The following is a 24,649-nucleotide window of genomic DNA, read 5'->3' as shown; positions in this document are numbered from 1 at the left end:
CTCCTAGGATATTAGTCGAATATGTTAGACAAGAAACCTTTGAACTTGCTACCAATGCCTTCTTTGTCTGTTTCTTCGATTTCAACCTCTGTAATTGGTTCTTGTGGTTGAACTTGTCTTACTTCTGGTTTTGGTTGTTCCATTTGAACTTCTCTGTTTGGTTTAACCGCTTTTTTCTTGTTGTCATAAATAGCTAATTTAGTTATGTGATAAACTTCATCAAGTTGTGCCACGTATTCGACAATCGCAATGCCATTAGCAAAGACTGGGTTACGTAATCCCATGTGGTTTGGCACGTATAGTTTAACATTTGTACCAAATACATCAGCTGCAAGTTCCACAATACCTGGTAAACTTGCTGCTCCACCTGTTAGGATCACTCCACCAGGTAAGTTTAATGCATCTATACTGTCTAAGACAGCTTTAGATTTAGTAAAAATTTGTTCAACACGTGCTTCGATGATTTCAGATAAATAACGTTCATCAATCTTAACAGGTTCATTTTTACCAATCACATCCACTGGGAACTCTTCGTTTGAAGATGTTCTTTCTGGATAAGCATAACCATAGTTAATTTTTAATGCTTCAGCATTTGTTAAAGAAGTATTTAACACCACTGAAATATCTTTTGTGACAAACTCGCCACCTTCTTGTTCTACGTGAGAGAATTTTAATTCTCTTTCGTACATAACAGAAGTTGTTGTTTGTCCACCACCTAAGTCAATGATAGTTGTACCAAAGTCTTTTTCTCCATCTGAAAGAATTGACTCTGCTAAAGCTAATGGTGTAATTACCATTTCATCAATTGATAAACCAGCTTTTTCTACACATTTACGAATGTTGTGAACAATTGTTTTAGGTCCTGTAAATAATAGACCTTTCATATCTAAGCGGACACCAATCATGCCTCTTGGATCTTTAATGCCTTCAAAACCGTCGACTTTAAATTCTTGAGGAATTAAAGTGATGACTTGTCTTTCAGGTGGTGTTGAGCGAACAACGGCTGCTGAGGCAACGTTTTTCACATCAGTTGAAGTGATTTCTTTTGATTCTGAATTAACAGCAATCATTCCTTCACATTTTTCAACTTGTAAAAGATTAGCAGGAATTCCTACGCTAACGCTTCTAATTTGTACACCAGATTTTTCTTCTGCTTGTTTAATTGCTCTTTGAATTGATTGAACGGCTTTATCGATATCAATAACAATACCACGGTCCAATCCTTTTGATTTTGCGTTTCCAACACCGATAATATTAATTTGATTTTCTATGTACTCAGCTACTACGACTTTCACTGAAGTTGTTCCAATATCAAGACTCACATGTATTCCTGTTTTTGCCATGAAAGGTGTTCCCTCCTATTTTCTAACAGAGTCTTCCTCTATTATTGCATATATCTCACACCATTCTATCATAAAATAGACTATGAAATAAAGAATAATACGATAATTGTTATATATTTTCAAAAAATTTTAAACAATTATTCAGGCTGACTTGTTCCTTCTGTTTGTGTTGTTTCTTCCGTTTTATAAGGATATGAAAATACCCCTGATGTTCCTGCTTCCATATCGATAACGCCTTTTTCTTTCATTTCAGCAGAAATCTTATCATAAAAAGCCATTTTGTCGGCAATGGTTGTTGATAAACCAATTACTTCATTGCCATCTTTCATCTTAAACTTAATTCTAAAAGGATTTGTTTTGGTTGCTAAAGATTCAATATTTTCAATTTTATTCTTAATACTCGTGTCCATTTGCTCATAAGCATTAATAAACTCAGTTAAGTTTTCGCCTTCTTCAAAATTGATTAAAAGAGGCAAATCTTTATTAATTTCTTGAGTCGTCAGCGGTAAAAACTTACCATTTGATAAAACTTCATATTTCTTTTTACCTTTTTGAACGTATCCAATCGTATCAAATTCAGCTACTTTTATTTGCAAGGTGTTTAGATTTTTTAAATTAATTTTAGCTTCTTTTACTCTCGGATTTTTTTTAACAATTTGTTTAGTTGAATCTGCTTTATTAAAGTATTGCTCCCATAAGCTAGATCCTACCTTCAACTGAGATGAATTGACAATCTCTGTTGCATCACTTTTTTCAACACCAGATACGATGATTTTCCCAACTTTACTGAATGGTGAAATGAAGTATAAGGTGATGAATATTGCTAAAGCTAACAAACTTAAAATAATGGATAAGCGTTTGAATAACTCTTTTTCTCTAGCTGTTTGTTGATAGTTCATTTTAAATGTTAATTTAGATGCTTTTTTAGCTTCTTCTGTTGTCTCATTTGTTTCTTTTTCTGATTGATTTGCCTCTAAGTTATCCTCAGGTTCTTGACCTGTCAACAACAACTGCTTGGGCTTTTTTTCGTTATTATCAGTATCAGTCATTCTTTCGCCTCCCTTATGAAGTTAACTCCACTAGTAGGTTATATAATCGGTCTGTTGCGTCTTGTATACCTTCTTTTTCAGAGGCAATTGCCATCTGTTGTCTTTTCTCTTGATTGCCCATTAACTCATCCATTGTCTTAACAAGAGTCTCTTGGTTAAGTTCAGCATCTTTAATCATAACTGCCGCTTGATGATCCACTAAACTTTGAGCATTTTTCGTTTGGTGGTCATTGGTTACATTAGGACTTGGAATCAAAATAGATGGCAATCCTAATGACGTTATTTCAGCTAAAGAAGTTGCTCCTGCTCGACCAACAACTAGATCCACATTTTTTAAAACGTGTTCCATGTTTTTGATATAAGGAACTACCTTCACGTTAGTGGCTTGTGACTTAATTTTTTGACAGACGTCATTGACTTCATCAAAATAAATATCCCCAGAAGCATACAGAACTTGATAGTCTTTCTCATAAAGAGTTGCTAGACTTGAGACCACAGCATCATTGATAGTCATTGCTCCGCGACTTCCACCAAAAATCAACACTGTTGGTACTTCTGGATTTAAATCGTAATCTTTCAACACATCTGATTTCTCAATACCAGCCACCTCTTGAGCACGAGGATTTCCTACCATAACAACCTTATTTTCAGGAAAATCTTTGGCTACATCTGAGAAACAAATCCCTATTTTATCCACATAACGAGCTAAGAATTTATTAGTCATTCCAGCCACACTATTTTGCTCGTGAATAATCGTTGGTATCTTAAGCTTACTTGCCGCATAAACAACGGAGCCGCAAACGTAACCACCTGTTCCAATCACTATATCTGGTTGAAACTCTTTAATTATTTTTTTAGCTTCAGAAATACTTTTTAAAAATAAATACACTGTTTTAAAGTTACTAGGAGATAGCGAACGTCTAAAGCCTTGAATTTCAATTGTTTTAAACGGAATCCCTTGATCTGGAACGATTTTACTCTCTAAGCCTTTTTTAGTTCCAATGTAAAGAAACTCTGCATTAGAGTCTTTTTTTTGTATGTGTTTGATTAAGGATACGGCTGGATAAATGTGCCCACCAGTACCTCCACCAGATACAAGTACTTTCATTTTATTACCTACTCACTATTTGTTTTATTTCTTTGATAAAATCGTCACCGCGAAGTTCAAAGTTTTTGTATTGATCCCAACTTGCACAAGCTGGAGATAATAAGATTGCATCATTTTCAGCACTGATTTCCCAGGCCTTCTCGACTGCTTGTTTCATGTTTTCTGTTTTAATGATATGAGTGACATTCGCTTCTTTGGCTGCTTCAACTAATTTATCTGCCGTTTCACCAAGAGCTACTAAGCCTTTTAAGTTGTGAATAAATGGCACTAGTTCTTCAAAGCCATTACCGCGGTCTAAACCACCTGCAATTAATACAAGTTCCTCATTGTTAAAACCACTTAAAGCTTTTTCAGTCGCTAAGATATTTGTTGCTTTAGAATCATTGTAAATTTTTCTACCACTAAACTCGCCAATAAATTCAGTTCGGTGAGGTACACCTGAGAAACGACTTAAGCTTTCTTTTATAACGTCATTTGATATACCCGTTAATTTAGCCACACTAATTGCTGCTAGAGCATTTTCAATGTTATGGCTTCCTGGAACACCTAAATCACTAGCTGCCATGATGTATTCATTTCTGAAATAAAGCGCCCCATCTAGTAGGTAAGCATCTACTTCTTCTGTTGTTTCAGTCGCAAAAAATAAGACAGTTGCTTTAGTTGTTTTGGCTAATTCTCTTAATTCTACTTGATTACCGTTTAAAATTAAGAAATCATCTGATGTCATATTTTTTTGTAATGCCCATTTAGCTTTTACGTATTCACTTCTTGAACCATGATAGTCAAGATGCGCTTCAAATAAATTGGTAATTAACGCGATTTTAGGTCGGAATTCATCAATCCCCATTAATTGGAAACTTGATAACTCAGTTACTAAAATATCGTCTTTTTCAGCAGTTAGGACCACATCACTTGTTGGGTAACCTATATTTCCTGCTAATTTAGCTTCTCTATTTGACGAACTTGCATTTAACAAATGATAGATCATTGTTGTTGTTGTTGTTTTGCCATTTGTTCCAGTAATACCAATAAACTCCGCTTCTGTCGCTTGATACGCGACTTCTACTTCTGTTAGTATTGGAATATTTCTTTTTATTGCATGTTCGAGAATAGGATTCGTATATGGAATCCCAGGATTTTTAACAATAAGAGAGAATCCTTCGTCAAGTAAATCGATTGGATGACCGCCAGTCACCACATGCATTCCCATCTCTAAAAGCTCTTGAGCTTCTGGGTTTTCATCAATGTGTTTGCCATCATTAACGGTTACAAACGCACCTAATTGATGAAGTAACTTGGCAGCTGCAACTCCACTTCGGGCTAAACCTAATACAAGTATTTTTTTATTTGCGTATTTCGTCGTTGCTTTCATTCCAATCGCTTCCCCTTAACTATTTCTTATAAATATAAGATTCCTAATGTTATTCCTGACATAACCAATCCTACTATCCAAAACACAATATCAATTTTCCACTCGCTCCAACCACTTAATTCAAAATGATGGTGAATAGGTGACATTTTAAAAATTCTTTTTCCAGTTAACTTAAAAGAGCCAACTTGTAAAATCACACTAGCCGTTTCTAACACATATACTAAGCCAATAAGAAGCAATGTCCATTCTTGATGAAGCAAGATTGAAATCGCTGCTAGCATACCACCTAAAGCTAGAGAACCTACATCACCCATAAAGATTTTTGCAGGTTTTTTGTTATATACGAAAAAGCCTATTAACGCACCAATTGTTGCGATACAAATCAATACAATATCATATTGTGCTTGATTCCAAGCGATAATCGCATAAGTTCCAAAAGAAATCATACCAAGTCCAGAAACTAGTCCATCAATGCCATCCGTTAAGTTGACAGCATTTGAAAAACCAACTAACCAAAAAATAGCAAAAGCTCCATAAATGACACCTAAGTTCACTTCACCAATAAATGGAATAAATAAAGAATCATCAATGCCTTCTGATTTCATAATGACATAAAGAATAACTCCACCAATAATTTGGCCAATTAATTTTTGTTTGGAATTTAATCCAAGATTTCTCTTTTTAAATACTTTAATAAAATCATCTAAAAAGCCAAGTAAGCCGTACAAGCCTAAAATGAAAAGCACACTCCAAAATGAAGCAGTCAATTCGTTTTTCCAAATACCTGTAATGATAGATGTTAATACAATACTAAATAGGAAAACTGCTCCACCCATAGTAGGAGTCCCTGATTTAGCTAGATGCGCTTCAGGGCCTTCCTCTCTAATAGCCTGTCCCATTTTTTTCATTTTAAAGTAACCAATAAAAAGTGGCATAACCATTAACACAAAAGCAAAGCCTAATGATAATGGTATAAACAATTCTGTATAATTCATAATACTCTCCTATTTCTGTTCGTCTGAATTAGCAATATCAACAGTAAATGCATGTTTTAGCATACCGTTTGAAATTTCTGCGATTAAATCTGCAGGTGAGCCGTACTCCCCTGTAATTTTTGGTCGTTTCAATGTCACATACATAATGTATTCCGGATCTTCAGTTGGTGCCATTTGAACTACTGAGTACAAGTAATCATTCGTTCCTGTCACAAGTCCGCTTTCGTCAAAGATTTGGGCAGTCCCTGTTTTGGCAGATACATTAACACCATCAATGCCGTAAATACCGTAGCCAGTCCCGTAGTTTGGATCTTCTACTGTGTCTTTCATGTAATCTAAGACTTTATCTGCTGTTTCTTCTTTAATAGGTTTACCAACCTCAACTGGACCATAGACTTTTTCATCTTTCCCGTCTTCAGAAGTAATTTTTTTGATGTATTGTGGTTTTAACATGGTTCCATTGTTAGCAATCGCTGTAAATCCTTGCATCATTTGGAAATTTGTTACCCCAATCGCTTGTCCAAAAGCAGACATTGCTGTATCTACCGGGTTCTTATCTCTAATGTTACCTGCTTCTTCAAATGGAAGGCCTGAGTCTGTGCTTTTACCAAAACCAAATTTGTTTAAGTATTCTTGCCATACAGGTCCCATTTTTTGTTCTAGATGGACCATACCTACGTTACTTGACCAAGCTAAGGCTTGTCTGTAGGTCATCATACCTTTTCCTTCTGGCTTCCAGTCATTTATGGGCGTATCATAAACTTGTATATGTCCAGATTGGAAAGTTTCATTTTCATTTAAATTACCAGAGTCTAATGCTGCTGCAACCGTAAAGACTTTCATGGTTGAGCCTGGCTCATAAGGTGTTTGAATTAGTAAGTTCTGCCAAACAGGTTTTGGCTTATCTTTTTCATCATACAAACCTTCTTTTGTTTGAGGGTCAAATGTTGGTCGTTGTGAAGCAGCTAATATTTCACCTGTTTTAGCACTCATCAACATAGCTGTCATGTTTTCAGGAGTTGATTTTTGATAGACATCATCCATGACTTCTTCTAAACGAAGTTGCAAGTTTGAATCTAGGGTTGTGTAAATATCTTTTCCATCTACAGCTTCTTTGTCTACAATGACTGAACCTGGCAATTCATTTCCTTTACTATCTTTTTGATAGTATTTGTAGCCATCTTCACCTTTTAAGATGTCATCATAAGCTTTTTCAATTCCCATACCGTTTTTACCAGTTAGCTTAGAATCTTCCTCATCTGCTTTTTCTGGTTGTGCGTATCCTATTAGATAAGAAGCGAATTTCCCATTTGGGTACATTCTATCTGGATGTTCGGTAAAGTAAATACCTGGTATGCCAGCTTTGTCTAAAGCTTTTTCAATGTTTGTTTTCGTTTCTAAAGATAAGTTTTTACCTTTCGAACCAAACTCAGTGCTTCCATAGTACTTACCATTTTCATTCTTTTTAACTTCTTTATTTAATTGCTCTAGAGTTAACTTTTTGTCAATCCCGGCATACTTGTTCAAAATATTAGCAATTTCTTCGTGATCTTTCTTTTGAACGTATAATTTTTTATTATTTAACCCAATGTAATCTTTTCCTAATTCAGCATATAACGAATAGGAAGTAGCATCTTCAGCAATTGGTTGGCCATTTCGATCATAAATGGTTCCACGTTTTGCTTTTATGATGCTACTTCCTTGATACAGGTCTTGTCTTTTCTTATCTAAACTTTCAGAGCCGACTTTACCGACTCCAATTATATAAACAAATCTCACTGCAAAAAGAAGGAAAATGACAATAGAAGTCGAGAATAGAATAATTCCGACGTTTCTTCTATTGCCAGCTGGAGTTAAATTTTTTGAATCGATTTTTCTTTTCATCTTTTTCATAAATTTTTTCATTATTTAATTTTCCTTATATTGTCTTCTCTCAACTCAATATTTGCTTTTTCGGCAATTCCTTTTATTCGATCAGATCTTAATAACTCATTTTTTTCTTGTTCTAATTTATCAATGGCACTCTTTGAGGTATTGATGTCCTGTTGAACAGATGTAATGGCTTCTTCCTCACGGTTAATCGAGGTCGTCATTTTAATAGTGGCAATGGATAAAAATAAGAACGTTGCTACAAATGCGCAAAAAACAATTTTTTCTAGTTTACTCACTTTTTTTAATTTACTTTGAGGAACAAGATATGGAACTGTTTCTCTTAACCTTTCATCCTGACTTGAAGGCGTAGCATGTGGTGCATCATATAATTCAAGATTTTTTCTTTCTGGTAATGCCATCCTTACGCTCTCCTTTCAGGAATAATTTTTTCAGCAACTCTTAGTTTTGCACTTCTTGAACGATTGTTATCTTCTAACTCTTCTGTTGAAGCTAAAATCGGTTTTCTGTTAACCAATTTAAGAGTTGGTTGATACTCAACTGGTACCATCGGTAATCCTGGTGGTAAATCTTTTGGTTGACTGTATTCTTTGAAGATATTTTTAACGATTTTATCCTCTAGAGAATGGAAGGTGATCACACTAATGCGTCCCTCATCATCTAATAAGTCAATCGCTTGTTCCAAAGACTCACCAATTACTTCAAGTTCACTATTAACTTCAATACGAACTGCTTGGAAAATTCTTTTAGCTGGATGTCCACCCTTACGTCGTGCAGGAGCAGGAATCGCTTCTTTAATAATCTCAACAAGTTCGCCTGTTGTTTCAATTTTTTTCTCAATTCGTTTTTTCTCAATCAATCTAGCAATTTGCTTTGAAAATTTTTCTTCTCCGTAGCGGAAGAAAATTTTAACTAGTTGCTCATATGAATAGTCATTAATGACCTCGTATGCTGATAGAGAAGCACTTTGATCCATTCTCATATCTAATGTCGCATCTTGATGGTAACTAAAGCCTCGCTCACCCTCATCTAATTGAGGTGAAGAAACGCCTAAATCATATAGAATCCCATCAATGGTCGTTACACCTTCTTCAGCTAATTTTTCTTGTAAATGTCTAAAGTTAGCTTGAATAAATGTTACTTTTCCTTGTTCTAACTCATCTTTCAAACGAATTTTAGCATGTTTAATTGCCGTTTCATCTTGATCAAACGCGTATAGATGACCTTCTTTAGAAAGTTGAGAAAGAAGATACTGGCTGTGACCAGCTCCTCCTAATGTACAGTCAACATAGACACCATTAGGTTTAATATTTAATCCGTCCACCGTTTCTTTTAGTAGAACTGTGACGTGTTCAAATGTTTCTGACATAATTTTATCCAACCTTTTATTTTAAAAACCAAAATCAATCATCGTTTCAGCAATATCATCAAAATTCTCTTCTGCATCTTGAGAGAATTCATTCCAACGTTCCTCGCTCCAAACCTCAATACGGTTTGAAACTCCAATAATGATACACGGCTTTTCTAATTGTGCGTATTTTCTTAAATTTCCAGGGACATTAATACGTCCTTGTTTGTCTATTTCACATTCAGTAGCAGCAGAATAAAAGAAGCGGACAAATGTTCTAGCTTCTTTTTTTGATAATGGCATATCTTTCATTTTTTCTTCTAAGATTGCCCATTCTTCCATCGGATAACCAAATAAACATCCATCCATTCCTCTTGTTACGATAAACTTTTCTCCTAAGCTTTCTCGCAATTTTGACGGAACAATTAGACGCCCTTTTGAGTCAATATTATGTTGATATTCACCCATTAACATATAAGGTCACCTCAGATCACCACTTACTAGAACTAGTCTACCACATTCCCCCACTTTCTACCACACTATTAAGAAAAAAATTGACTTTGGTATTCCTTGTTAGAAAACAGCAAACAAAAAAGACAATAATAGTAACTTTACTAGTTATTGTCTTAGTTTTATTTAAGAAACATGAAGATACTGACTAATATTAATAGGAAGTAAATCAATAAGGTTATCAAGAAAGTTATTCGCCATACCATTTTGATATAACGTTTATACTTTATTTCTTTAAACTGATACGCTTGAAAAACGGCTATTAGCATTGACACTAACAGGACAATCAACAACGTATAAGGTAAAAAACTTTCTCCAAAAGTTCCTTTTGACAAATAGTGGATACCTACTAATAATAAAGGCGTAGCAATATCAGGTGCTTTAACGCCGTATTTAATGTTTATTTTAGTTTTTTTGACAAGAATCGAACAAACAAATATTAATACGACTGGATATAAATACCATAAAAAGGTACTTACTGTAAATGTGGCCATAGATGTACTCCTTCGCATCCTTTAACACATGTTACTAAGACTCTTACAGTATATATTAGGTAGATGTCAAACGAATAACAACTACAAAACGTTACACTACTTCTTTGTAACAAACATTACATGGGAAATGCTCTTTGTTTTTAATTTTCCTATCTATTATAAATCATCTAGTTAAGGGATTCAATCACACCTTTTTATTTGTAAGGATTATAACTTGAATTTTATAAGGCTTTCAGTGTAAACTAGATACATTCAAGACATATTAAGGACGTGTAAACACAATGGATAAAAAAGAAAAAAGCACTTTTTCTAAAATCACTAAAGTCGTTATCTGGGTTATGCTAATTGCAATGGTTGGCGGAACTATCCTTGGCGCTTTAGCAAGTTTAGGAATGTTATAAGCTACGACTACATCAACTAATAAAACAAAAGAGCCTACTCACCAAAAAGGAGTTAGGCTCTTTTTATGCACTTTATTTTTTTGCCAGTGACAATAATTCTTTAGCATGATCTAAGGTTAATGGTGTCACTTCTGCTCCTGACAGCATACGTGCTATTTCGTTAACACGCTCTTCTTCTGTTAATTCTTTTACTGTCGTCTCAGTTCTATTATCTTTAATTTCTTTTTTAATGAAATATTGTGTGTCTGATATAGCAGCTACTTGAGGCAAATGCGTAATACATAAAACTTGAGAATTTTTTCCAATTTCATGAATCTTCTCAGCAATCGCTTGAGCTACTCGACCACTCACACCTGTATCTACTTCATCAAATACAATACTTGTAATGCCCTGAGTTTTAGAAAAGATGGTTTTAATCGCTAGCATCACACGAGATAACTCACCACCTGAAACAACTTTTGCTAAAGGTTTTAGTTCTTCTCCCACATTGGCAGAAATGAAAAATTCCACCTTGTCTTTACCAAACGAATGAAATTCTACTAAAGGTTCAAATACCACCTTGAATTGTGTATTCTCCATAAACAAACTTTTCAATTCTTTTAAGATATCCGTTTCAAGTTGTTTAGCAATATCGTGACGTTCTTTTGAAAGTAGTTCAGCTAAACGAGTTAACTCTTTTTCCTCTTTTTGTAATGCTTTTTCTAAGTGATCAATGTCCATTGAATCTGTTTCACTTTGAGATAACTCTTCTGAAATAGTCTCAAAATAAGTCAAAATATTTTCAACAGTTTCTCCGTATTTACGTTTCAATTGACGAATCACATCTAGACGGCTATCAACCTCATTAAGTCGCTCTTCATCTAACTCCAAGGTATCCATCAACGCTGTGACACTACCTAGAGCTTCTTGTAACGAATAATAACCTGTTTGGATTAAATCTGAAGCTTCTTTATATGAATCATCTAATTCTTCAATACTCGCCATTTCACTCATGCTCTGAGCTACCGCATCAAGGGTTTGGCTTTCTTCTCCATTTAGGTATTGATACGTATTTTTCAAGGCATCTGTAATTTGTTGAAAACTTAGTAATTTCTTACGTTCTTCAAGAAGTACCGCTTCTTCTCCTGACACAAGTTGGGCTGATTCAATCTCATCATATTGAAAACGAAGCATATCCATGCGTTGCACATACTCTTGCTCATTTTCATAAAATTGTTCTACTTCGTGTCGCAACTCCTGATAGTTTTTGAAGTGCTCTTTATAATCAGAAGAAAGATGAGCCAAGTGACTAGCACCAAAGTTATCTAATAGATCCAAGTGTTGACTCGGGTTCATCAATTCTTGATGCTCATTTTGCCCATGAATATCAACTAAAAAATGTCCCACTTCACGTAATAATTTTGTATTAACTAACTGCCCATTGATTCGACAATTATTACGGCCACTTCTAAAAATCTCACGTTGGATTACCAATAAATCATCTGTCATCTCAATCCCGATTGCTTCAAGATATTTTTCTATTTCTTCTTTGTTTTCTACGTAAAATGAGCCTTCAATACGACACTTATCCATACCATCACGAATAAAGTCACTCGAGCCTCTTCCGCCTACTAACAATCCCATAGCATCAATAATAATTGATTTTCCCGCACCTGTTTCCCCAGTCAAAACAGTCATTCCATCTTTGAATTCAATATTCAAACTGGAAATAATAGCAAAATCATGAACAGATAATTCTTGTATCATCTCAACATCACCTTCTTATTCTACGATTTCTTCTATCTTCTCTTGTATGTCAATAGCACCCGCGTCTTCTCGCGTAATGATTAACACTTTATCGTCGTTAGACATCACAGTAAATAAATACTCAGGATACACGGTTTCAATCAAACCACCTAAAGCAAAACCACTTCCAGGTTTTACGACAACTGATAATAAATTGTCCATTCTTTCCATTCGGACAAAAGATTTAGTTAGTAATTTCTCTAGACGTGTCTCTTCTGAGTTGTCATTATGAGGTAAACTATAACGATACACATGATTGTCATTTAACACTTTGATTAACTTCATCTCTTTAATGTCTCTAGACACAGTCGCTTGGGTAACAGGAATATTATTTTCAATGAGTAAAGCGACTAAGTCTTCTTGCTTAATAACATCATTCTCTTTAATAATTTTCGAAATCCAACGTTGTCTCTCTTTTTTTCTCATGTTATTCCCTCCAATAATTACCTTACGCTAGTCTTGAGTGAGATTTTTCTACTATTTCTTCTGCTGTCACTGGACTTAAAAAGCTTCCTAAGCCTTCTTTAACTGGTTTCAAGTGCGCTAAAAATTCAATATTTCCATCTCCACCTGTAATAGGTGAATAATCTAGAGCCACCACATCAAAACCAAATCTTTGAACAAACTCCAACACCTCTAATAAAACAGATAAATGGACCTTTTTATCACGAATAATGCCTTTTTTCCCAACTTGTTCTCTACCTGCTTCAAATTGAGGTTTAATAAGAGCTACCACTTCTCCATCACTAGCTAATATTTCTTTTAAGACAGGTAAAATAAGCTTCAACGAAATAAAAGAGACATCAATAGTGGCAATATTTGGCTGCCCTTTGGTAAAGTCTTCTAATTTTGAATAACGGAAATTAGTTTTTTCCATTACTTCAACACGTTCATCTTGTCTTAATTTCCAAGCAAGTTGGTTAGAACCTACATCTAAGGCGTAACTCATTTTCGCTCCATTTTGAAGCGCTACATCAGTAAAGCCACCTGTCGATGAACCAATATCTAGTAACGTTCTTCCTGTAAAATCAATTGAAAAAGCAGTCATCGCTTTTTCTAACTTCAATCCACCACGAGACACATATTTTAAAGCTTGTCCTTTTAGTCTAAGCACTGTATCAACTGGTATTTTTTCTCCTGGTTTATCGTATCGTATGTTTTTCTCATCACACACTAAACCTGCCATTACATTACGCTTAGCTTTTTCTCTTGTTTCACTTAATCCTTGTTGAACTAGTAACACATCTACTCGTTCTTTTCCTATTTTTTCACCCATTAGATTACCTTCAACTCTTCTATTATCATTTCTAATAATGTTTGTTCTTCTGTTTGATTCAACATATCTTTTGCTTTTTTCAGTGACTCTGTTGCTAGCTCACAATGATTTTCAAAAGCCTTAGTAGCTCCTTCTATTCCTAGTAAAGATACGTAAGTATTTTTATTATGAGCTTCATCTGCTCCTGTTTTTTTTCCTATTTTCTTTTCATCCCCTAAAACATCTAATAAATCATCTCTAATTTGAAACGCAATACCGATATTTTGGGCATACTCTAATAACCATTTTTTCATTTCAAAAGATTGAGAACACATTAAGACACCTGCTTCAACAGCAAACTGAATTAACATACCTGTCTTCTTGTAGTGCATTTTTTGTAATTCTCTTAAGGTAATCTTCTTACCTTCGCCTAATACATCTTCTACTTGTCCTGCAATCATTCCTTCAGAACCTGATGCTTTAGCCAATAAGCGAATCAACTCAATTTTCACACTACTATCAATTTCCATTGAAGCCACTAAAGCGAAAGCTTCTGTTAATAAAGAATCTCCTGCAAGAATCGCCAAAGCTTCCCCATGTACTTTATGGTTCGTTGGCTTACCACGTCTTAAGTCATCATCATCCATAGCAGGTAAATCATCATGTATCAACGAATACGTGTGAATCATCTCTAAAGCAGCTGCTACTTCGTAATGAGCATTTTCAAGCGATTGACCAAAGAACGACACAGTTGCAAGTAGTAATAAAGGTCTAAATCGTTTACCACCTGCATCTAGTGAATACACCATACTATCAAATAAGACATCTGATTCACTAGCTTCTTCTAAAAAATCATACATTTTTTGATTAATCACTGGTATATTTTGCTTAGAAAATTCTTTGTAGTTGGCCATATTAGTCTCCTACTTCTTCAAAAGGTATTTCAGTACCATCATTTGACATAATCTTAGTCAACGTTTCTTCTGCTTTTGTTAAGGTATCTTGACACGCTTTACTTAACGCCATTCCTTTTTGAAATTTTTCTAAAGCTTCTTCTAAAGGAACTTCCCCTGTTTCTAATTGTTTAACAATGACTTCTAAATCTGCCATAGCTTCTTCAAAGCTTTGTTTTTTCTCTTTAACCATTTATTTTTCTTCCTCCTTCGATACTTCTTCCACGACTGCTTCAACAATTCCGTCTGACAAATGAATTGATATCTTATCATCTTTAGCCACAGAGTCGATTGATTTAATAATATGATCATTCACAGTAACATAGCTATAGCCACGTAACATAGTCTGTAATGGACTTAGTAAATCTAAACTCACCATAGTCTGTCCTAATTGTCTTTTTTTATCACTCATTAGTTGAGCCATATTTTTAGTCAACGCTTCGTCTAAATACGTCATTTGTTGATTAAGTAAACTAAGTCGCTCACTTAACTGTTGTGCTTCTAACTTCTTCTCTAAAAGCAAGAATTTTTTATTTTTTTCTTGAATTTCAAGTTTTAAACTATGCTCTAAACGTCTATTCAGTGTATCTAGCTGAATTGAAAAAGCCTCATACAAACGTTTAGGTTGTTTAAACACAAAAGATTCTCCTAGGTGTTGATATCTTTGTTTTTTATGTTGAATTTGATGAGAGACACCTTGAATCAAGCGATTTTCTTTTTCTTTGATCTTTAAGATTTCTTCACGTAAAACAGGCGTAGCTAACTCAGCTGCCGCAGTTGGTGTAGCAGCTCTTACATCAGCTACTAAATCCGCTAAAGTCACATCTGTTTCATGACCAACGGAAGAAACAATCGGCGTTCTTGCTTCAAAGATAGTTCTAACCACTCGCTCTTCATTAAAGGGCCATAAATCTTCAATCGAGCCACCACCTCGACCGACTATCATCGTATCAAAATCACCTATTTTATCTACTTCTTTAATTCGTTTAACAATATCATCAGCAGCTTTGTCCCCTTGCACTAAAGTAGGAAAAACAACTAATTGGACAATCGGATAACGCCTTTTGATGGTTGTGATAATATCTCTGACCACAGCGCCACTTGGACTTGTAATAACTGCGATTCTTTTGGGATATTTAACTAAAGGTTGCTTAAATTCGTCTTTAAAAAGACCTTCCTTTAACAACGCTTGCTTGCTTTTTTCAAGAGCTTGGTATAAAGCTCCCACACCATCAGGTTCCATATGCTCGATATATATTTGGTAACTCCCCCCCGGCTCATATAAAGAGATTCTTCCAATAACCAATACTTTCATACCTTCCTCAGGTTGAAATTTTAATTGATTGAAGGCTCCTTTAAACATTATCGCCGAGATTTTAGCTTGTGTATCTTTTAAACTAAAATATTGATGGGCATTGGGTCTCATTCGAAAATTTGAGATTTCTCCTGTTAAGAAAACTCTCTCTAAATAAGGGTCCGCTTCAAATTTTCGTTTTAAATATTTGGTTAGGGCAGTGACTGTTAAATATTGTTCCGTCATCATTTCACGTTCCTTTTAATCTTCTCTTCTATTGGCAACTGTCTGCTCCATCAACATACTAATAGTCATAGGACCAACTCCTCCAGGAACTGGTGTAATAAAACTTGCCTTTTCACTCACTTCATCAAATTTAACATCGCCAACCAAATGACCATCTGCATGTCGATTCATACCCACATCGACTACAACGGCTCCTCCTTTGATATAATCAGCTGTTAAAAATTCACCTCGACCAATTGCCACAACAACAATATCCGCTTGTTTCGTTAACTCTTTTAAGTTCTTTGTTCTAGAGTGAGTAATTGTTACAGTCGCATCTTCCATTAGTAATAAATGAGCCATTGGTTTTCCTACAATGTTACTTCTACCAATCACAACAGCATGTTTACCAGACATCTCAATGTTGTACTCTTTTAACAGGCGAATGATTCCAAAAGGAGTACAAGGCATTTTATCTGGTTGCCCTACAAATAGTTTCCCCATATTTAATGGGTGGAAACCATCTACGTCTTTTTTTGCATCAATTGCCATGATTATTTTTTCTTCATCTATGTGTTTAGGTAGCGGCAACTGAACTAAAATACCGTCTACACTTGTATCTTGATTATACTCTTGAATTAAATTCAATAATGCTTCTTCAGAAACCGTTTCTTCTAAACGATCCACTTGTGAATAAAAGCCTATTTTTTGAGCTGCTCTTTCTTTATTACGAACATAAACTTGGCTACCAACATCATCACCAACAAGCACCACAACAAGTTTTGGAAGTCTTTTTCCTTCTTCTTTCCACTGAGAAACTTCCTGCTTTAAGCTTTCTTGTAGCTTATCAGCTAAAGCTCGACCATCTAATTTTGTTCCCACAAAAACACCTCCACATTTATTCACACATGACTTCATTTTAGCATAAAAAAAGGACTCTCGAAACAAACAAAAAACTCAAGTAACATTAATTACTTGAGTCCATTTCATTCATCGCTGATGATAACACACCGTTAATAAAACGACGAGATTCATCATCACTAAAAGTCTTCGCTAATTCTAAGGCTTCGTTTAAAGATACTTTATGCGGAATATCTGACACATAAAGCATTTCAAATAGAGCTAATCTTAAAATAACTAAGTCTGTTTTGGCAATACGATTGACTTTCCAACGTTTTAAATGTTTTTCAATCAATGTATCTAATTCTGCTTGGTGTTCTTTCACACCTGTTACTACTAACTCCACATATTGAGGAATTTCACTGTTTTCTTGGCCTTCGTATAAGTCTAATACATTTTCAATGCTTTGATGTATAGTCACATCTTCACTATATAACATAGAAAAACTTACTTGAAAAGCGACTTCTCTTAATTGGTGTCTAGTTAACTCCACTCTATTCTTCCTCATCTTCTGAATCAAACAACTCGTCTAAATCTGGTAATGCCACTTTTTCAGGAACAACTCCTACAACGTGTACATTCACTTCTGAAATTTCCAAATCAGTCATATAAAGAACTTGTTGTTTCACTTTTTCTTGCATATCCATCGCAACTTTAGGGACTGATACCCCATAATTCAAGTAACAGAATAAATCGATTTTGATACTACCTTCATCATTTTTAAGGTAAACTCCCTTATCATGAGCTGAACCACCAAATAATTCTGTTACGTTTGATGCTAAGTTACCACGCATAGCGTACACACCATCTACTTTAGATGCTGCTATCCCTACAATAATTTCTACCACTTCAGGAGCAACCACAATTTCTCCACCAATTTCTTGATTATTGCTGCTTAGGACTAAATTTTTATTTTCTGCCATCGGTCTTTCCTCCTTCAGTTTTTTACGCTCTAGAAACGTATGAACCGTCATTTGTGTTAATGATTAAACGGTCGTCTGCATTAATAAAGAATGGTACTTGTACCACTAAACCAGTTTCCATAACAGCAGGTTTTGTCCCACCTGAAGACGTATCTCCACGAATACCTGGTTCTGTTTCTTTTACATTTAACTCAACTGTATTAGGTAAATCAACTCCTAATGTTTCTGAGCCATACATCACAATATTACATTCACTGTTTTCAAGTAAGTATTTTAACTCTTCCTCAATCACTTCTCCTGGTAACTCGATTTGCTCGTAAGTACTCAAGTCCATGAATACATGGTTTCCAGCAGATTCATATAAATATTGCATTTTATGGTTATCAATTTGAGCTTTGGCTACTTTTTCTCCACCACGGAATGTTTTTTCAGCGATATTTCCGTTTCTTAAATTTTTCAATTTAGTACGAACGAAAGCTGCACCTTTACCCGGTTTCACATGTTGAAATTCAATCACACGAAAAATATTGCCATCAACTTCAATTGTTAAGCCTGTTTTCAAGTCATTTACTGATATCATGCACTACCTCCTGACTGTTCACTTTATGTAAATAAGCGAACGATTCCTATCCTATAAAATAATAAGCTCTTTTTCAGAATGTGTCAATCTCTTAATGCCATTCTCTGTCACTAACATATCATCTTCAATACGAACCCCACCAATACCTGGTAAGTAGATACCTGGTTCATTCGTGATAATATTTCCTGGAACGAATGCTTTTTCAGCTAACTTAGATACATTTGGTCCTTCGTGAATTTCTAAACCAATCCCGTGACCTGTTGAGTGACCAAAAGCTTCTCCGTAACCTTTTGAAGCAATATAATCTCTAGCAATAGCATCTAATTCAATTCCTGACATACCTGGCTTAGCAGCATCTAATACACGTTGTTGTGCTTCTTTAACGATTTCATAAATTTCTCTTAATTTATCACTTGGTTCACCTAAGGAAATTGTTCTTGTCATATCTGATACATAGCCATTGTAGTAACAACCAAAGTCAATTGTAATCATGTCGCCTTGCTCAATCACTTTGTCACTAGCTACACCATGAGGCATCGCTGAACGTAAACCACTTGCAACGATTGTTTCAAAAGAAACGCCACTCGCTCCTAGAGATCTCATGTAAAAATCTAATTCATTAGCCACTTGGATTTCTGTCATACCTGGTTTGATGTACGTTAAAATATGAGAGAATGCTTTATCTGCAATCTCACAAGCTTTTTCAACAATTGCAATTTCTGACTCATCTTTGATTTCTCTTAGTTCTTCAATCATACCTGAAACAGGAATTAAATCGACTTCTAATAATGTTTCTAACTCAACATATTGTTTGAAGGCAACAAATGATTCTTCAAAAGCTAAGTTTTCAATCGTCTTACTTTCAACTAAATCTGCCACTACTTCTAAAATAGGACCCACATTTTTAACGATTTCATAACCAACACATTGTTTAGCAGCTTGTTCTGTGTATCTAAAATCTGTAATAAAGAACGCTTCTTCTAAACCAATTAAAGCCACACCTGTTGTTCCCGTAAACCCTGTTAAATATCTTAAATTATAAGGACTTGTTATTAAAAATGAAGCAATCCCTTCTGCTTTCATTTTTTCTCTTAATTTATCCACGCGATTTATCATCTCAAAACCTTCCTTTCACATTAACTCACTTTTTATTATATCAAAAGGTGCCCATAAATTAAACCGATGCCCCCTTGAAAAAAATAAAAAAGCAACCCATTAAAAATGGATTGCTTTTATTGAATTATTTAGCGATTGGGTATACAGATACTTGAGTTTTGTCGCGGCCTTTACGTTCGAAACGTACCACACCTTCAACTTTAGCGTATAATGTATCATCTCCACCACGGCCAACGTTTAATCCTGGGTAAATTTTAGTACCGCGTTGACGGTATAAAATTGAACCACCTGAAACAGTTTGTCCATCAGCACGTTTAGCACCTAAACGTTTTGATTGTGAATCACGACCATTGGCAGAAGAACCACCAGCTTTTTTATGAGCGAATAATTGTAAATTCATTTTTAACATGAGTAAAGCACCTCCTCTATATAGTCTTCACTTGAATATAATCTCTATATTCTTCTTCGATATCTTTCAAACCTATTAATAGACTAGTTAATAAAATATGTGTCACATCTAACTGTTTATCAGACAACTCTGATAACGGCTCTACATACAGATACCCATCTTCTACTTCTACAATTGGTTGATAACCAGCTAATTGCTCGATACTATTGACAGCATTAATAGATAAACTAGAAGCTGCTGCGCAAACAATATCTGAACCTACTTCAGCAAAATCAGCATGCCCAGTCATTTCAAAAGAAATAATGTGGTCATTATCTTTTTGTTTAAAAGTAGCTTCAATCATCGAGATACCAACTTTCTAAAATTCTTAATTAAGCGTTAATCGCATCGATCATTACTTTAGTGTAAGGTTGACGATGTCCTTGTTTACGATGTGAATCTTTTTTAGCTTTATATTTGTAAGTAACAACTTTCTTTTGTTTTCCTTGTTTTTCAACAGTTCCTTCAACAGTTGCAGCTTCAACAGTTGGAGCACCAATCTTTGTTGACTCTCCACCTACTAAAATGACTTCATCAAACACAACTTTTTCGCCAGCTTCAACGTTTAATTTCTCAACGTAGATAGCTTGACCTACTTCAACTTTTAATTGTTTACCACCAGTTTTAATAATAGCGTACATGTTTGCTTCGCACCTCCTTCTTTTTACTTAGACTCGCCAGCTTAAGCGCCATACAGATTGTATGAACTGAATACTTAGTTTGCGCGGTTGTAGTTGTGGTGCACACAAATACAACATTAATATAATACCAAAAAAAGAAAACCAGGTCAACAATAATTTGCTCCTGATTTTCTTCTTTAATTTAATCCATTTTTGCAACAAAGAAATCTTCTAAACCAATCTCAACGAATAGTTCAGAACGGAATAGTTTTGAAACGTTTGTCGCCATATAATGATTAGCGTAAATTTTTCCTTCAACAACCCAGGCATCGGCTATACCTAGTAATGCGTACACTAAAAAGTTATTTAATAATTCTTTTGGTGTTTTTCTTACTGGAATTGAGTTACCGTAGCTAACATGTTCTAAAATGTAGTCGTACATTTTATCACTAAATAACAAGCGATACTCATCTGCATCATTTTCTTTAAGCAATGTAACAAAAAACTCAGGTGACTCACCAATGTAATCAAATACTTTATCTAATACAATTTTTGGAACCATTTTGTTTGAGTCTCCCTCAAAAGGTACGTACTCAACAACATGATCGTAGAAATCTTCAATAATTTCTTCCATGATTGTTTCAACAAAAGTATCTTTATCACGATAGTGTAGATAAAAAGTTCCTCTTGTAACACCGGCTTGATTTGTTAAATCTTTAATATTCATTTCCATCAATTGACGTGTTTTTAACAAATCTAAAAATGCTTGTCTTAATTTTTTACGAGTTTTTACTACTCGTGGATCAATTTTCCCCATTATTATTCTTCCCCTTAACTAAATTAATATAATTTGTTGATATAAGATAGTCTCCCACAACTTCTAATAACACTAAACGATTATATATCACATCATATCTTTTTGTCTAGTAATTTAACTCATTTTTGATTTATTATCTATTTATTCCTCTTTTTAATAAATGCGGTTTTTTTGCCTTAAGTTATTTTTAAATTTTTTTAAATAAAAGGTTGACTAATCCTCAAAAGTTTATTATGATATTCATGTTGCTTAAAGCAAACCAGTCGCAGTAGCTCAGCTGGATAGAGCATTCGCCTTCTAAGCGAACGGTCAGGGGTTCGAATCCCTTCTGCGACGTTATTTTAAAAACAAGTAATCCCAAGACAGAATGTCTTGGGATTTTTTTGTGTTTCTTTTTTATAATTTAATATCTTCCACATCTTTAGATATCATTAACACTCCATCACCTAAAGGTAAGATAGTAACTGTTAAGTCAGGATGATTTAACACGACATCGTACAATTGATTTAATTTACGATAAATAGTTCTTTGACTTTTAGGAATTTCTTTAATGTCATGCATAACCGTTCCCGCTTGGAACACATCATCAATCATCAATACCCCATCTACCTTTAATAATCTCAAACACTCTGGTAAAAATTCGATGTATTTAGATTTAGCACTATCCATAAAAATAAAATCAAACGTGTCATCAATCGTAGGTAATACTTCTTTAGCGTCTCCTTCTAACAAAGTAACTTGGTCCGCTACACCTAAATCTTCAAAATTCGCTTTAGCTTTTCTAATCATCACATCAAAACGATCAATTGTCGTTACATGAGAGCCTTCCCCCATAGCGTCTAGCATCAAGCTAGCAGAAAAACCAATAGCTGTTCCTACTTCAAGGGCTTTTTTTGCCTTTATTTGTTTTAAAAAGAAACGTAAAAAACTAGCTGTTTCATTTGGAATAATCGGTACATTATCTATTGTTGCTTGTTCTTGAATTTTTCCAAGAGCACCTGGTACTTTCTTTTGTCTATCTCTGACTAATTCCAATACCTCATCCTTTAAAACCGGACGATGCATCATTTCATTTCTCATCTTCTCATCCTTCCTATAATTTCCTTGTTGATTATACAAAGTTTTCATGAATAACACAATTTAAAATTCATTTTTTAAAATTGGTATAGATTTGACTAAACAACTATATTATTCTATCATTACATTAAAAACTAATAGAGGTATATTTATAAAATGATGAAAAAGGATAAGTATTTTGACCTGTTAAGCACAAAATTTAATACGTCTGAAGAGATTGTTAGTGAGATTATCAACTTAAAAGCAATTCTTGATTTACCTAAAGGAACCGAACATTTTGTCAGCGATTTACACGGAGAGTACAGTGCCTTTCAACATATTTTAAGAAATGGCTCTGGCAATATCAAAGAAAAAATCAGAGAATTATTTCATCAGCAACTTTCTACCAAAGAACAAAACGAGCTTGCTACACTTATTTATTATCCTGAAAAAAGGCTCAAAGTTCTTACCCTAGAGCAACCAACACAATGGTACAAACAGACCATTGATCATTTAATCCAAGTCATACGTTTCTGTTCGTCTAAATATACACGTTCTAAACTAAGAAAGACTTTTCCAAAACGCTTTTCTTATATTATTGAAGAATTATTATCTGAGACAAACGCTCACAACGATAAGCAACAATATACCCATCAAATTATTGATAACATTATTTCATTAAACCAAGCAGAGAATCTCATCATTGATTTAAGTTATATCATTCAACGACTAGTTGTGGATCATCTTCATGTAGTTGGAGATATTTACGACAGAGGGCCTGAACCTGATAATATTATTGAGCGTTTAATGACGCATCATTCAGTCGATATCCAGTGGGGAAATCATGATATTATTTGGATTGGCGCTGCTGCAGGATCTCCTATTTGCATGATGAATACCATTCGAATTTCAGCTAGATATAACAACCTATCTATCATAGAAGACACTTATGGTATTAACTTGAGACCTTTACTCACTTATGCCGAAAAATATTATGAAGACAATCCTGCTTTTAGACCTAAACTTGATAACGATCATACTCTTAGCCAAGAAGAGATTTTAGAAACAACTAAAATCCACCAAGCTGCGGCTATTCTTCAATTTAAATTAGAAGAGCAACTCGTTAGAAGACGTCCTGAATTTATGATGGAGCACCGTTTACTCCTTAGTCACACAAATTTTAAAGAACAAACAGTCACTATTAAAGGACAGACTTACCCTCTTCACGATACTTGTTTTAAAACAGTTGATCCAGAGAACCCTTCTGAATTAACCCAAGAAGAGCTAGAAGTCATCCAAAGACTACTCCATAATTTCATTCATTCAGAGAAATTAAAACGTCACATGAATTTTCTACTCGAAAAAGGAAGCATGTATCTCGTTCATAACGAAAATTTATTAATTCACGGTTGTGTCCCTTTAAACGAAGATGGTAGTTTCCAATCTATCCAGCTTAATAATACAACTTATCAGGGTAAAGCCTTGTTAGATTTTTTCGAAACAGCTTTACGAAAAGCTTACCAAAACCCATTTATTCCAGACGACTATGAAACAGATTCTCTTTGGTATTTATGGTCTGGTGAATCTTCTTCTCTTTTTGGTAAAAAAGAAATGACTACCTTTGAAAGGTATTTTATTCACGAGAAAAACACCCATACAGAGGAAAAAAATGCCTACTACTCCTTAAGAGAACAAGAAGAAACCATTACTGACATCTTACAAGAATTCGGCTTATACGGTCCAGATAGCCACTTAATCAATGGACATACACCTATCAAAGAAATCAAAGGAGAAAATCCAATCAAAGCTAATGGTAAATTAGTTGTCATTGATGGCGGTTTTTCAAAACCTTACCAAAAAACAACTGGTTTAGCTGGGTATACTCTTTTATATAACTCATACGGCATGCAATTAGTCGCTCACAAGCCCTTTTCTTCCGTTAGACAGGTGATTGAGGAGCAAGATGACATATTATCCATGAAGCGCCTTGTAGACCGCCCAGTCAAGCGTAAACTCGTTAAAGACACTTCTGTGGGTCTTAAATTAAACGCTGAAATCGAAGAACTACTCCATTTACTGGAATACGTTAATTATTTTTACCGCAAATAAAAAAAAGTGAGACATAAGAGGTGTCCTCTATGTCTCACTTCAGACTGTAGACAAAGTA

28 protein-coding genes, 1 tRNA gene and 1 other annotated feature are annotated in these 24,649 nt (G+C 34.6%); of the genes, 3 read left to right on the top strand and 26 right to left on the bottom strand.

From position 1 onward, the window contains the following. Positions 1–11: 11 nt before the first annotated feature. The 10 genes from ftsA to DOK76_RS02625 form a co-directional block, all read right to left on the bottom strand. Positions 12–1,343 carry a cell division protein FtsA gene (gene ftsA / locus DOK76_RS02670; RefSeq protein ID WP_206964788.1) on the bottom strand — a complete coding sequence of 444 codons (1,332 nt, stop codon included), beginning with the start codon at positions 1,341–1,343 and terminating at the stop codon, positions 12–14. A gap of 137 nt (positions 1,344–1,480) precedes the next feature. Next, positions 1,481–2,392: a cell division protein FtsQ/DivIB gene (locus tag DOK76_RS02665; RefSeq protein ID WP_206964787.1), complete on the bottom strand. Its 912-nt coding sequence runs from the start codon at positions 2,390–2,392 to the stop codon at positions 1,481–1,483. Between the two features lie 13 nt (positions 2,393–2,405). Then, positions 2,406–3,500, bottom strand: a complete 1,095-nt coding sequence (gene murG / locus DOK76_RS02660) for an undecaprenyldiphospho-muramoylpentapeptide beta-N-acetylglucosaminyltransferase (RefSeq protein ID WP_206964786.1) — start codon at positions 3,498–3,500, stop codon at positions 2,406–2,408. Positions 3,501–3,504: 4 nt separating this feature from the next. Then, complete coding sequence (gene murD / locus DOK76_RS02655; RefSeq protein ID WP_206964785.1) at positions 3,505–4,872, bottom strand: UDP-N-acetylmuramoyl-L-alanine--D-glutamate ligase; 1,368 nt, start codon at positions 4,870–4,872, stop codon at positions 3,505–3,507. Between the two features lie 26 nt (positions 4,873–4,898). Then, entirely contained in the window at positions 4,899–5,867 is a 969-nt protein-coding gene (mraY, locus tag DOK76_RS02650; protein ID WP_206964784.1) for a phospho-N-acetylmuramoyl-pentapeptide-transferase, read from the bottom strand. A gap of 9 nt (positions 5,868–5,876) precedes the next feature. After that, on the bottom strand, positions 5,877–7,772 hold the full coding sequence (locus DOK76_RS02645) for a penicillin-binding transpeptidase domain-containing protein (protein ID WP_206964783.1): 1,896 nt from the start codon (positions 7,770–7,772) through the stop codon (positions 5,877–5,879). Then, complete coding sequence (locus tag DOK76_RS02640; RefSeq protein ID WP_206964782.1) at positions 7,772–8,158, bottom strand: cell division protein FtsL; 387 nt, start codon at positions 8,156–8,158, stop codon at positions 7,772–7,774. The genes DOK76_RS02645 and DOK76_RS02640 overlap by 1 nt, the downstream gene beginning before the upstream one ends. A 2-nt stretch (positions 8,159–8,160) precedes the next feature. Then, on the bottom strand, positions 8,161–9,126 hold the full coding sequence (gene rsmH / locus DOK76_RS02635; protein WP_206964780.1) for a 16S rRNA (cytosine(1402)-N(4))-methyltransferase RsmH: 966 nt from the start codon (positions 9,124–9,126) through the stop codon (positions 8,161–8,163). 21 nt (positions 9,127–9,147) lie between these two features. Further along, complete coding sequence (gene mraZ, locus DOK76_RS02630; protein WP_206964777.1) at positions 9,148–9,579, bottom strand: division/cell wall cluster transcriptional repressor MraZ; 432 nt, start codon at positions 9,577–9,579, stop codon at positions 9,148–9,150. A 158-nt stretch (positions 9,580–9,737) separates the two neighbouring features. Beyond that, entirely contained in the window at positions 9,738–10,109 is a 372-nt protein-coding gene (locus tag DOK76_RS02625; protein ID WP_206964775.1) for a DUF3397 domain-containing protein, read from the bottom strand. A 281-nt stretch (positions 10,110–10,390) separates the two neighbouring features. Between DOK76_RS02625 and DOK76_RS02620 the strand changes: the two genes are divergently transcribed. Then, the gene (locus tag DOK76_RS02620) at positions 10,391–10,510 is read left to right on the top strand and encodes a DUF4044 domain-containing protein (RefSeq protein ID WP_206964774.1); all 120 of its coding nucleotides are present in this window, start codon (positions 10,391–10,393) and stop codon (positions 10,508–10,510) included. A gap of 72 nt (positions 10,511–10,582) precedes the next feature. Here the strand turns inward: DOK76_RS02620 and recN are convergent, their stop codons facing one another. The 15 genes from recN to DOK76_RS02545 form a co-directional block, all read right to left on the bottom strand. After that, positions 10,583–12,256: a DNA repair protein RecN gene (recN, locus tag DOK76_RS02615; protein ID WP_206964773.1), complete on the bottom strand. Its 1,674-nt coding sequence runs from the start codon at positions 12,254–12,256 to the stop codon at positions 10,583–10,585. 15 nt (positions 12,257–12,271) lie between these two features. Beyond that, positions 12,272–12,721, bottom strand: coding sequence for an arginine repressor (locus DOK76_RS02610; RefSeq protein ID WP_206964772.1), 450 nt, complete (start codon positions 12,719–12,721; stop codon positions 12,272–12,274). Positions 12,722–12,743: 22 nt separating this feature from the next. Beyond that, entirely contained in the window at positions 12,744–13,559 is an 816-nt protein-coding gene (locus DOK76_RS02605; protein ID WP_206964805.1) for a TlyA family RNA methyltransferase, read from the bottom strand. An 11-nt stretch (positions 13,560–13,570) separates the two neighbouring features. After that, entirely contained in the window at positions 13,571–14,464 is an 894-nt protein-coding gene (locus tag DOK76_RS02600) for a polyprenyl synthetase family protein (protein WP_206964771.1), read from the bottom strand. 1 nt (position 14,465) lies between these two features. Beyond that, positions 14,466–14,696, bottom strand: a complete 231-nt coding sequence (locus tag DOK76_RS02595; protein WP_206964770.1) for an exodeoxyribonuclease VII small subunit — start codon at positions 14,694–14,696, stop codon at positions 14,466–14,468. Further along, positions 14,697–16,043: an exodeoxyribonuclease VII large subunit gene (gene xseA / locus DOK76_RS02590; protein ID WP_206964769.1), complete on the bottom strand. Its 1,347-nt coding sequence runs from the start codon at positions 16,041–16,043 to the stop codon at positions 14,697–14,699. A 15-nt stretch (positions 16,044–16,058) separates the two neighbouring features. Further along, positions 16,059–16,904, bottom strand: a complete 846-nt coding sequence (locus DOK76_RS02585; RefSeq protein ID WP_206964768.1) for a bifunctional methylenetetrahydrofolate dehydrogenase/methenyltetrahydrofolate cyclohydrolase — start codon at positions 16,902–16,904, stop codon at positions 16,059–16,061. Positions 16,905–16,989: 85 nt separating this feature from the next. Then, entirely contained in the window at positions 16,990–17,415 is a 426-nt protein-coding gene (gene nusB, locus DOK76_RS02580; RefSeq protein ID WP_370590080.1) for a transcription antitermination factor NusB, read from the bottom strand. A 1-nt stretch (position 17,416) separates the two neighbouring features. Further along, complete coding sequence (locus DOK76_RS02575) at positions 17,417–17,845, bottom strand: Asp23/Gls24 family envelope stress response protein (protein ID WP_206964765.1); 429 nt, start codon at positions 17,843–17,845, stop codon at positions 17,417–17,419. A gap of 22 nt (positions 17,846–17,867) precedes the next feature. Beyond that, a complete protein-coding gene (efp, locus tag DOK76_RS02570) occupies positions 17,868–18,425 on the bottom strand; it encodes an elongation factor P (RefSeq protein ID WP_206964764.1) in 558 nt (185 codons plus the stop codon). 51 nt (positions 18,426–18,476) lie between these two features. Beyond that, positions 18,477–19,541: a M24 family metallopeptidase gene (locus DOK76_RS02565; RefSeq protein ID WP_206964763.1), complete on the bottom strand. Its 1,065-nt coding sequence runs from the start codon at positions 19,539–19,541 to the stop codon at positions 18,477–18,479. 124 nt (positions 19,542–19,665) lie between these two features. Continuing rightward, entirely contained in the window at positions 19,666–19,950 is a 285-nt protein-coding gene (rpmA, locus tag DOK76_RS02560) for a 50S ribosomal protein L27 (RefSeq protein WP_206964762.1), read from the bottom strand. A gap of 16 nt (positions 19,951–19,966) precedes the next feature. Beyond that, positions 19,967–20,293, bottom strand: coding sequence for a ribosomal-processing cysteine protease Prp (locus tag DOK76_RS02555; protein ID WP_206964761.1), 327 nt, complete (start codon positions 20,291–20,293; stop codon positions 19,967–19,969). 28 nt (positions 20,294–20,321) lie between these two features. Beyond that, entirely contained in the window at positions 20,322–20,630 is a 309-nt protein-coding gene (gene rplU, locus DOK76_RS02550) for a 50S ribosomal protein L21 (RefSeq protein WP_206964760.1), read from the bottom strand. A 19-nt stretch (positions 20,631–20,649) separates the two neighbouring features. Next, positions 20,650–20,729 (bottom strand) — a sequence feature (ribosomal protein L21 leader region). An 82-nt stretch (positions 20,730–20,811) separates the two neighbouring features. Further along, positions 20,812–21,426 carry a TetR/AcrR family transcriptional regulator gene (locus tag DOK76_RS02545; protein WP_206964759.1) on the bottom strand — a complete coding sequence of 205 codons (615 nt, stop codon included), beginning with the start codon at positions 21,424–21,426 and terminating at the stop codon, positions 20,812–20,814. Between the two features lie 262 nt (positions 21,427–21,688). Between DOK76_RS02545 and DOK76_RS02540 the strand changes: the two genes are divergently transcribed. Beyond that, positions 21,689–21,762, top strand: a tRNA-Arg gene (locus DOK76_RS02540). Between the two features lie 60 nt (positions 21,763–21,822). On the opposite strand, the gene DOK76_RS02535 is transcribed toward DOK76_RS02540, so the two are convergent. Next, positions 21,823–22,506: an O-methyltransferase gene (locus DOK76_RS02535; RefSeq protein ID WP_206964756.1), complete on the bottom strand. Its 684-nt coding sequence runs from the start codon at positions 22,504–22,506 to the stop codon at positions 21,823–21,825. A gap of 156 nt (positions 22,507–22,662) precedes the next feature. Between DOK76_RS02535 and DOK76_RS02530 the strand changes: the two genes are divergently transcribed. Then, on the top strand, positions 22,663–24,591 hold the full coding sequence (locus DOK76_RS02530; protein WP_206964803.1) for a fructose-1,6-bisphosphatase: 1,929 nt from the start codon (positions 22,663–22,665) through the stop codon (positions 24,589–24,591). Positions 24,592–24,649: the final 58 nt, after the last annotated feature.

Origin of the sequence: Candidatus Vagococcus giribetii (assembly GCF_017316185.1) — a bacterium.
In the GTDB taxonomy this organism is placed as follows: Bacteria; Bacillota; Bacilli; order Lactobacillales; family Vagococcaceae; genus Vagococcus; species Vagococcus giribetii.
Note: the sequence above shows the minus strand (reverse complement) of the source record. Positions and strands in the feature narration are given on the sequence as shown.

Excerpts from the sequence above, each read along its gene's own strand:
- ftsA (WP_206964788.1), bottom strand. The coding sequence starts at position 1,343 with ATGGCAAAAACAGGAATACATGTGAGTCTTGATATTGGAACAACTTCA.
- DOK76_RS02665 (WP_206964787.1), bottom strand. The coding sequence starts at position 2,392 with ATGACTGATACTGATAATAACGAAAAAAAGCCCAAGCAGTTGTTGTTG.
- murG (WP_206964786.1), bottom strand. The coding sequence starts at position 3,500 with ATGAAAGTACTTGTATCTGGTGGAGGTACTGGTGGGCACATTTATCCA.
- murD (WP_206964785.1), bottom strand. The coding sequence starts at position 4,872 with ATGAAAGCAACGACGAAATACGCAAATAAAAAAATACTTGTATTAGGT.
- mraY (WP_206964784.1), bottom strand. The coding sequence starts at position 5,867 with ATGAATTATACAGAATTGTTTATACCATTATCATTAGGCTTTGCTTTT.
- DOK76_RS02645 (WP_206964783.1), bottom strand. The coding sequence starts at position 7,772 with ATGAAAAAATTTATGAAAAAGATGAAAAGAAAAATCGATTCAAAAAAT.
- DOK76_RS02640 (WP_206964782.1), bottom strand. The coding sequence starts at position 8,158 with ATGGCATTACCAGAAAGAAAAAATCTTGAATTATATGATGCACCACAT.
- rsmH (WP_206964780.1), bottom strand. The coding sequence starts at position 9,126 with ATGTCAGAAACATTTGAACACGTCACAGTTCTACTAAAAGAAACGGTG.
- mraZ (WP_206964777.1), bottom strand. The coding sequence starts at position 9,579 with ATGTTAATGGGTGAATATCAACATAATATTGACTCAAAAGGGCGTCTA.
- DOK76_RS02625 (WP_206964775.1), bottom strand. The coding sequence starts at position 10,109 with ATGGCCACATTTACAGTAAGTACCTTTTTATGGTATTTATATCCAGTC.
- DOK76_RS02620 (WP_206964774.1), top strand. The coding sequence starts at position 10,391 with ATGGATAAAAAAGAAAAAAGCACTTTTTCTAAAATCACTAAAGTCGTT.
- recN (WP_206964773.1), bottom strand. The coding sequence starts at position 12,256 with ATGATACAAGAATTATCTGTTCATGATTTTGCTATTATTTCCAGTTTG.
- DOK76_RS02610 (WP_206964772.1), bottom strand. The coding sequence starts at position 12,721 with ATGAGAAAAAAAGAGAGACAACGTTGGATTTCGAAAATTATTAAAGAG.
- DOK76_RS02600 (WP_206964771.1), bottom strand. The coding sequence starts at position 14,464 with ATGGCCAACTACAAAGAATTTTCTAAGCAAAATATACCAGTGATTAAT.
- DOK76_RS02595 (WP_206964770.1), bottom strand. The coding sequence starts at position 14,696 with ATGGTTAAAGAGAAAAAACAAAGCTTTGAAGAAGCTATGGCAGATTTA.
- xseA (WP_206964769.1), bottom strand. The coding sequence starts at position 16,043 with ATGACGGAACAATATTTAACAGTCACTGCCCTAACCAAATATTTAAAA.
- DOK76_RS02575 (WP_206964765.1), bottom strand. The coding sequence starts at position 17,845 with ATGGCAGAAAATAAAAATTTAGTCCTAAGCAGCAATAATCAAGAAATT.
- efp (WP_206964764.1), bottom strand. The coding sequence starts at position 18,425 with ATGATATCAGTAAATGACTTGAAAACAGGCTTAACAATTGAAGTTGAT.
- DOK76_RS02565 (WP_206964763.1), bottom strand. The coding sequence starts at position 19,541 with ATGATAAATCGCGTGGATAAATTAAGAGAAAAAATGAAAGCAGAAGGG.
- rpmA (WP_206964762.1), bottom strand. The coding sequence starts at position 19,950 with ATGTTAAAAATGAATTTACAATTATTCGCTCATAAAAAAGCTGGTGGT.
- DOK76_RS02555 (WP_206964761.1), bottom strand. The coding sequence starts at position 20,293 with ATGATTGAAGCTACTTTTAAACAAAAAGATAATGACCACATTATTTCT.
- rplU (WP_206964760.1), bottom strand. The coding sequence starts at position 20,630 with ATGTACGCTATTATTAAAACTGGTGGTAAACAATTAAAAGTTGAAGTA.
- DOK76_RS02545 (WP_206964759.1), bottom strand. The coding sequence starts at position 21,426 with ATGGGGAAAATTGATCCACGAGTAGTAAAAACTCGTAAAAAATTAAGA.
- DOK76_RS02535 (WP_206964756.1), bottom strand. The coding sequence starts at position 22,506 with ATGAGAAATGAAATGATGCATCGTCCGGTTTTAAAGGATGAGGTATTG.
- DOK76_RS02530 (WP_206964803.1), top strand. The coding sequence starts at position 22,663 with ATGAAAAAGGATAAGTATTTTGACCTGTTAAGCACAAAATTTAATACG.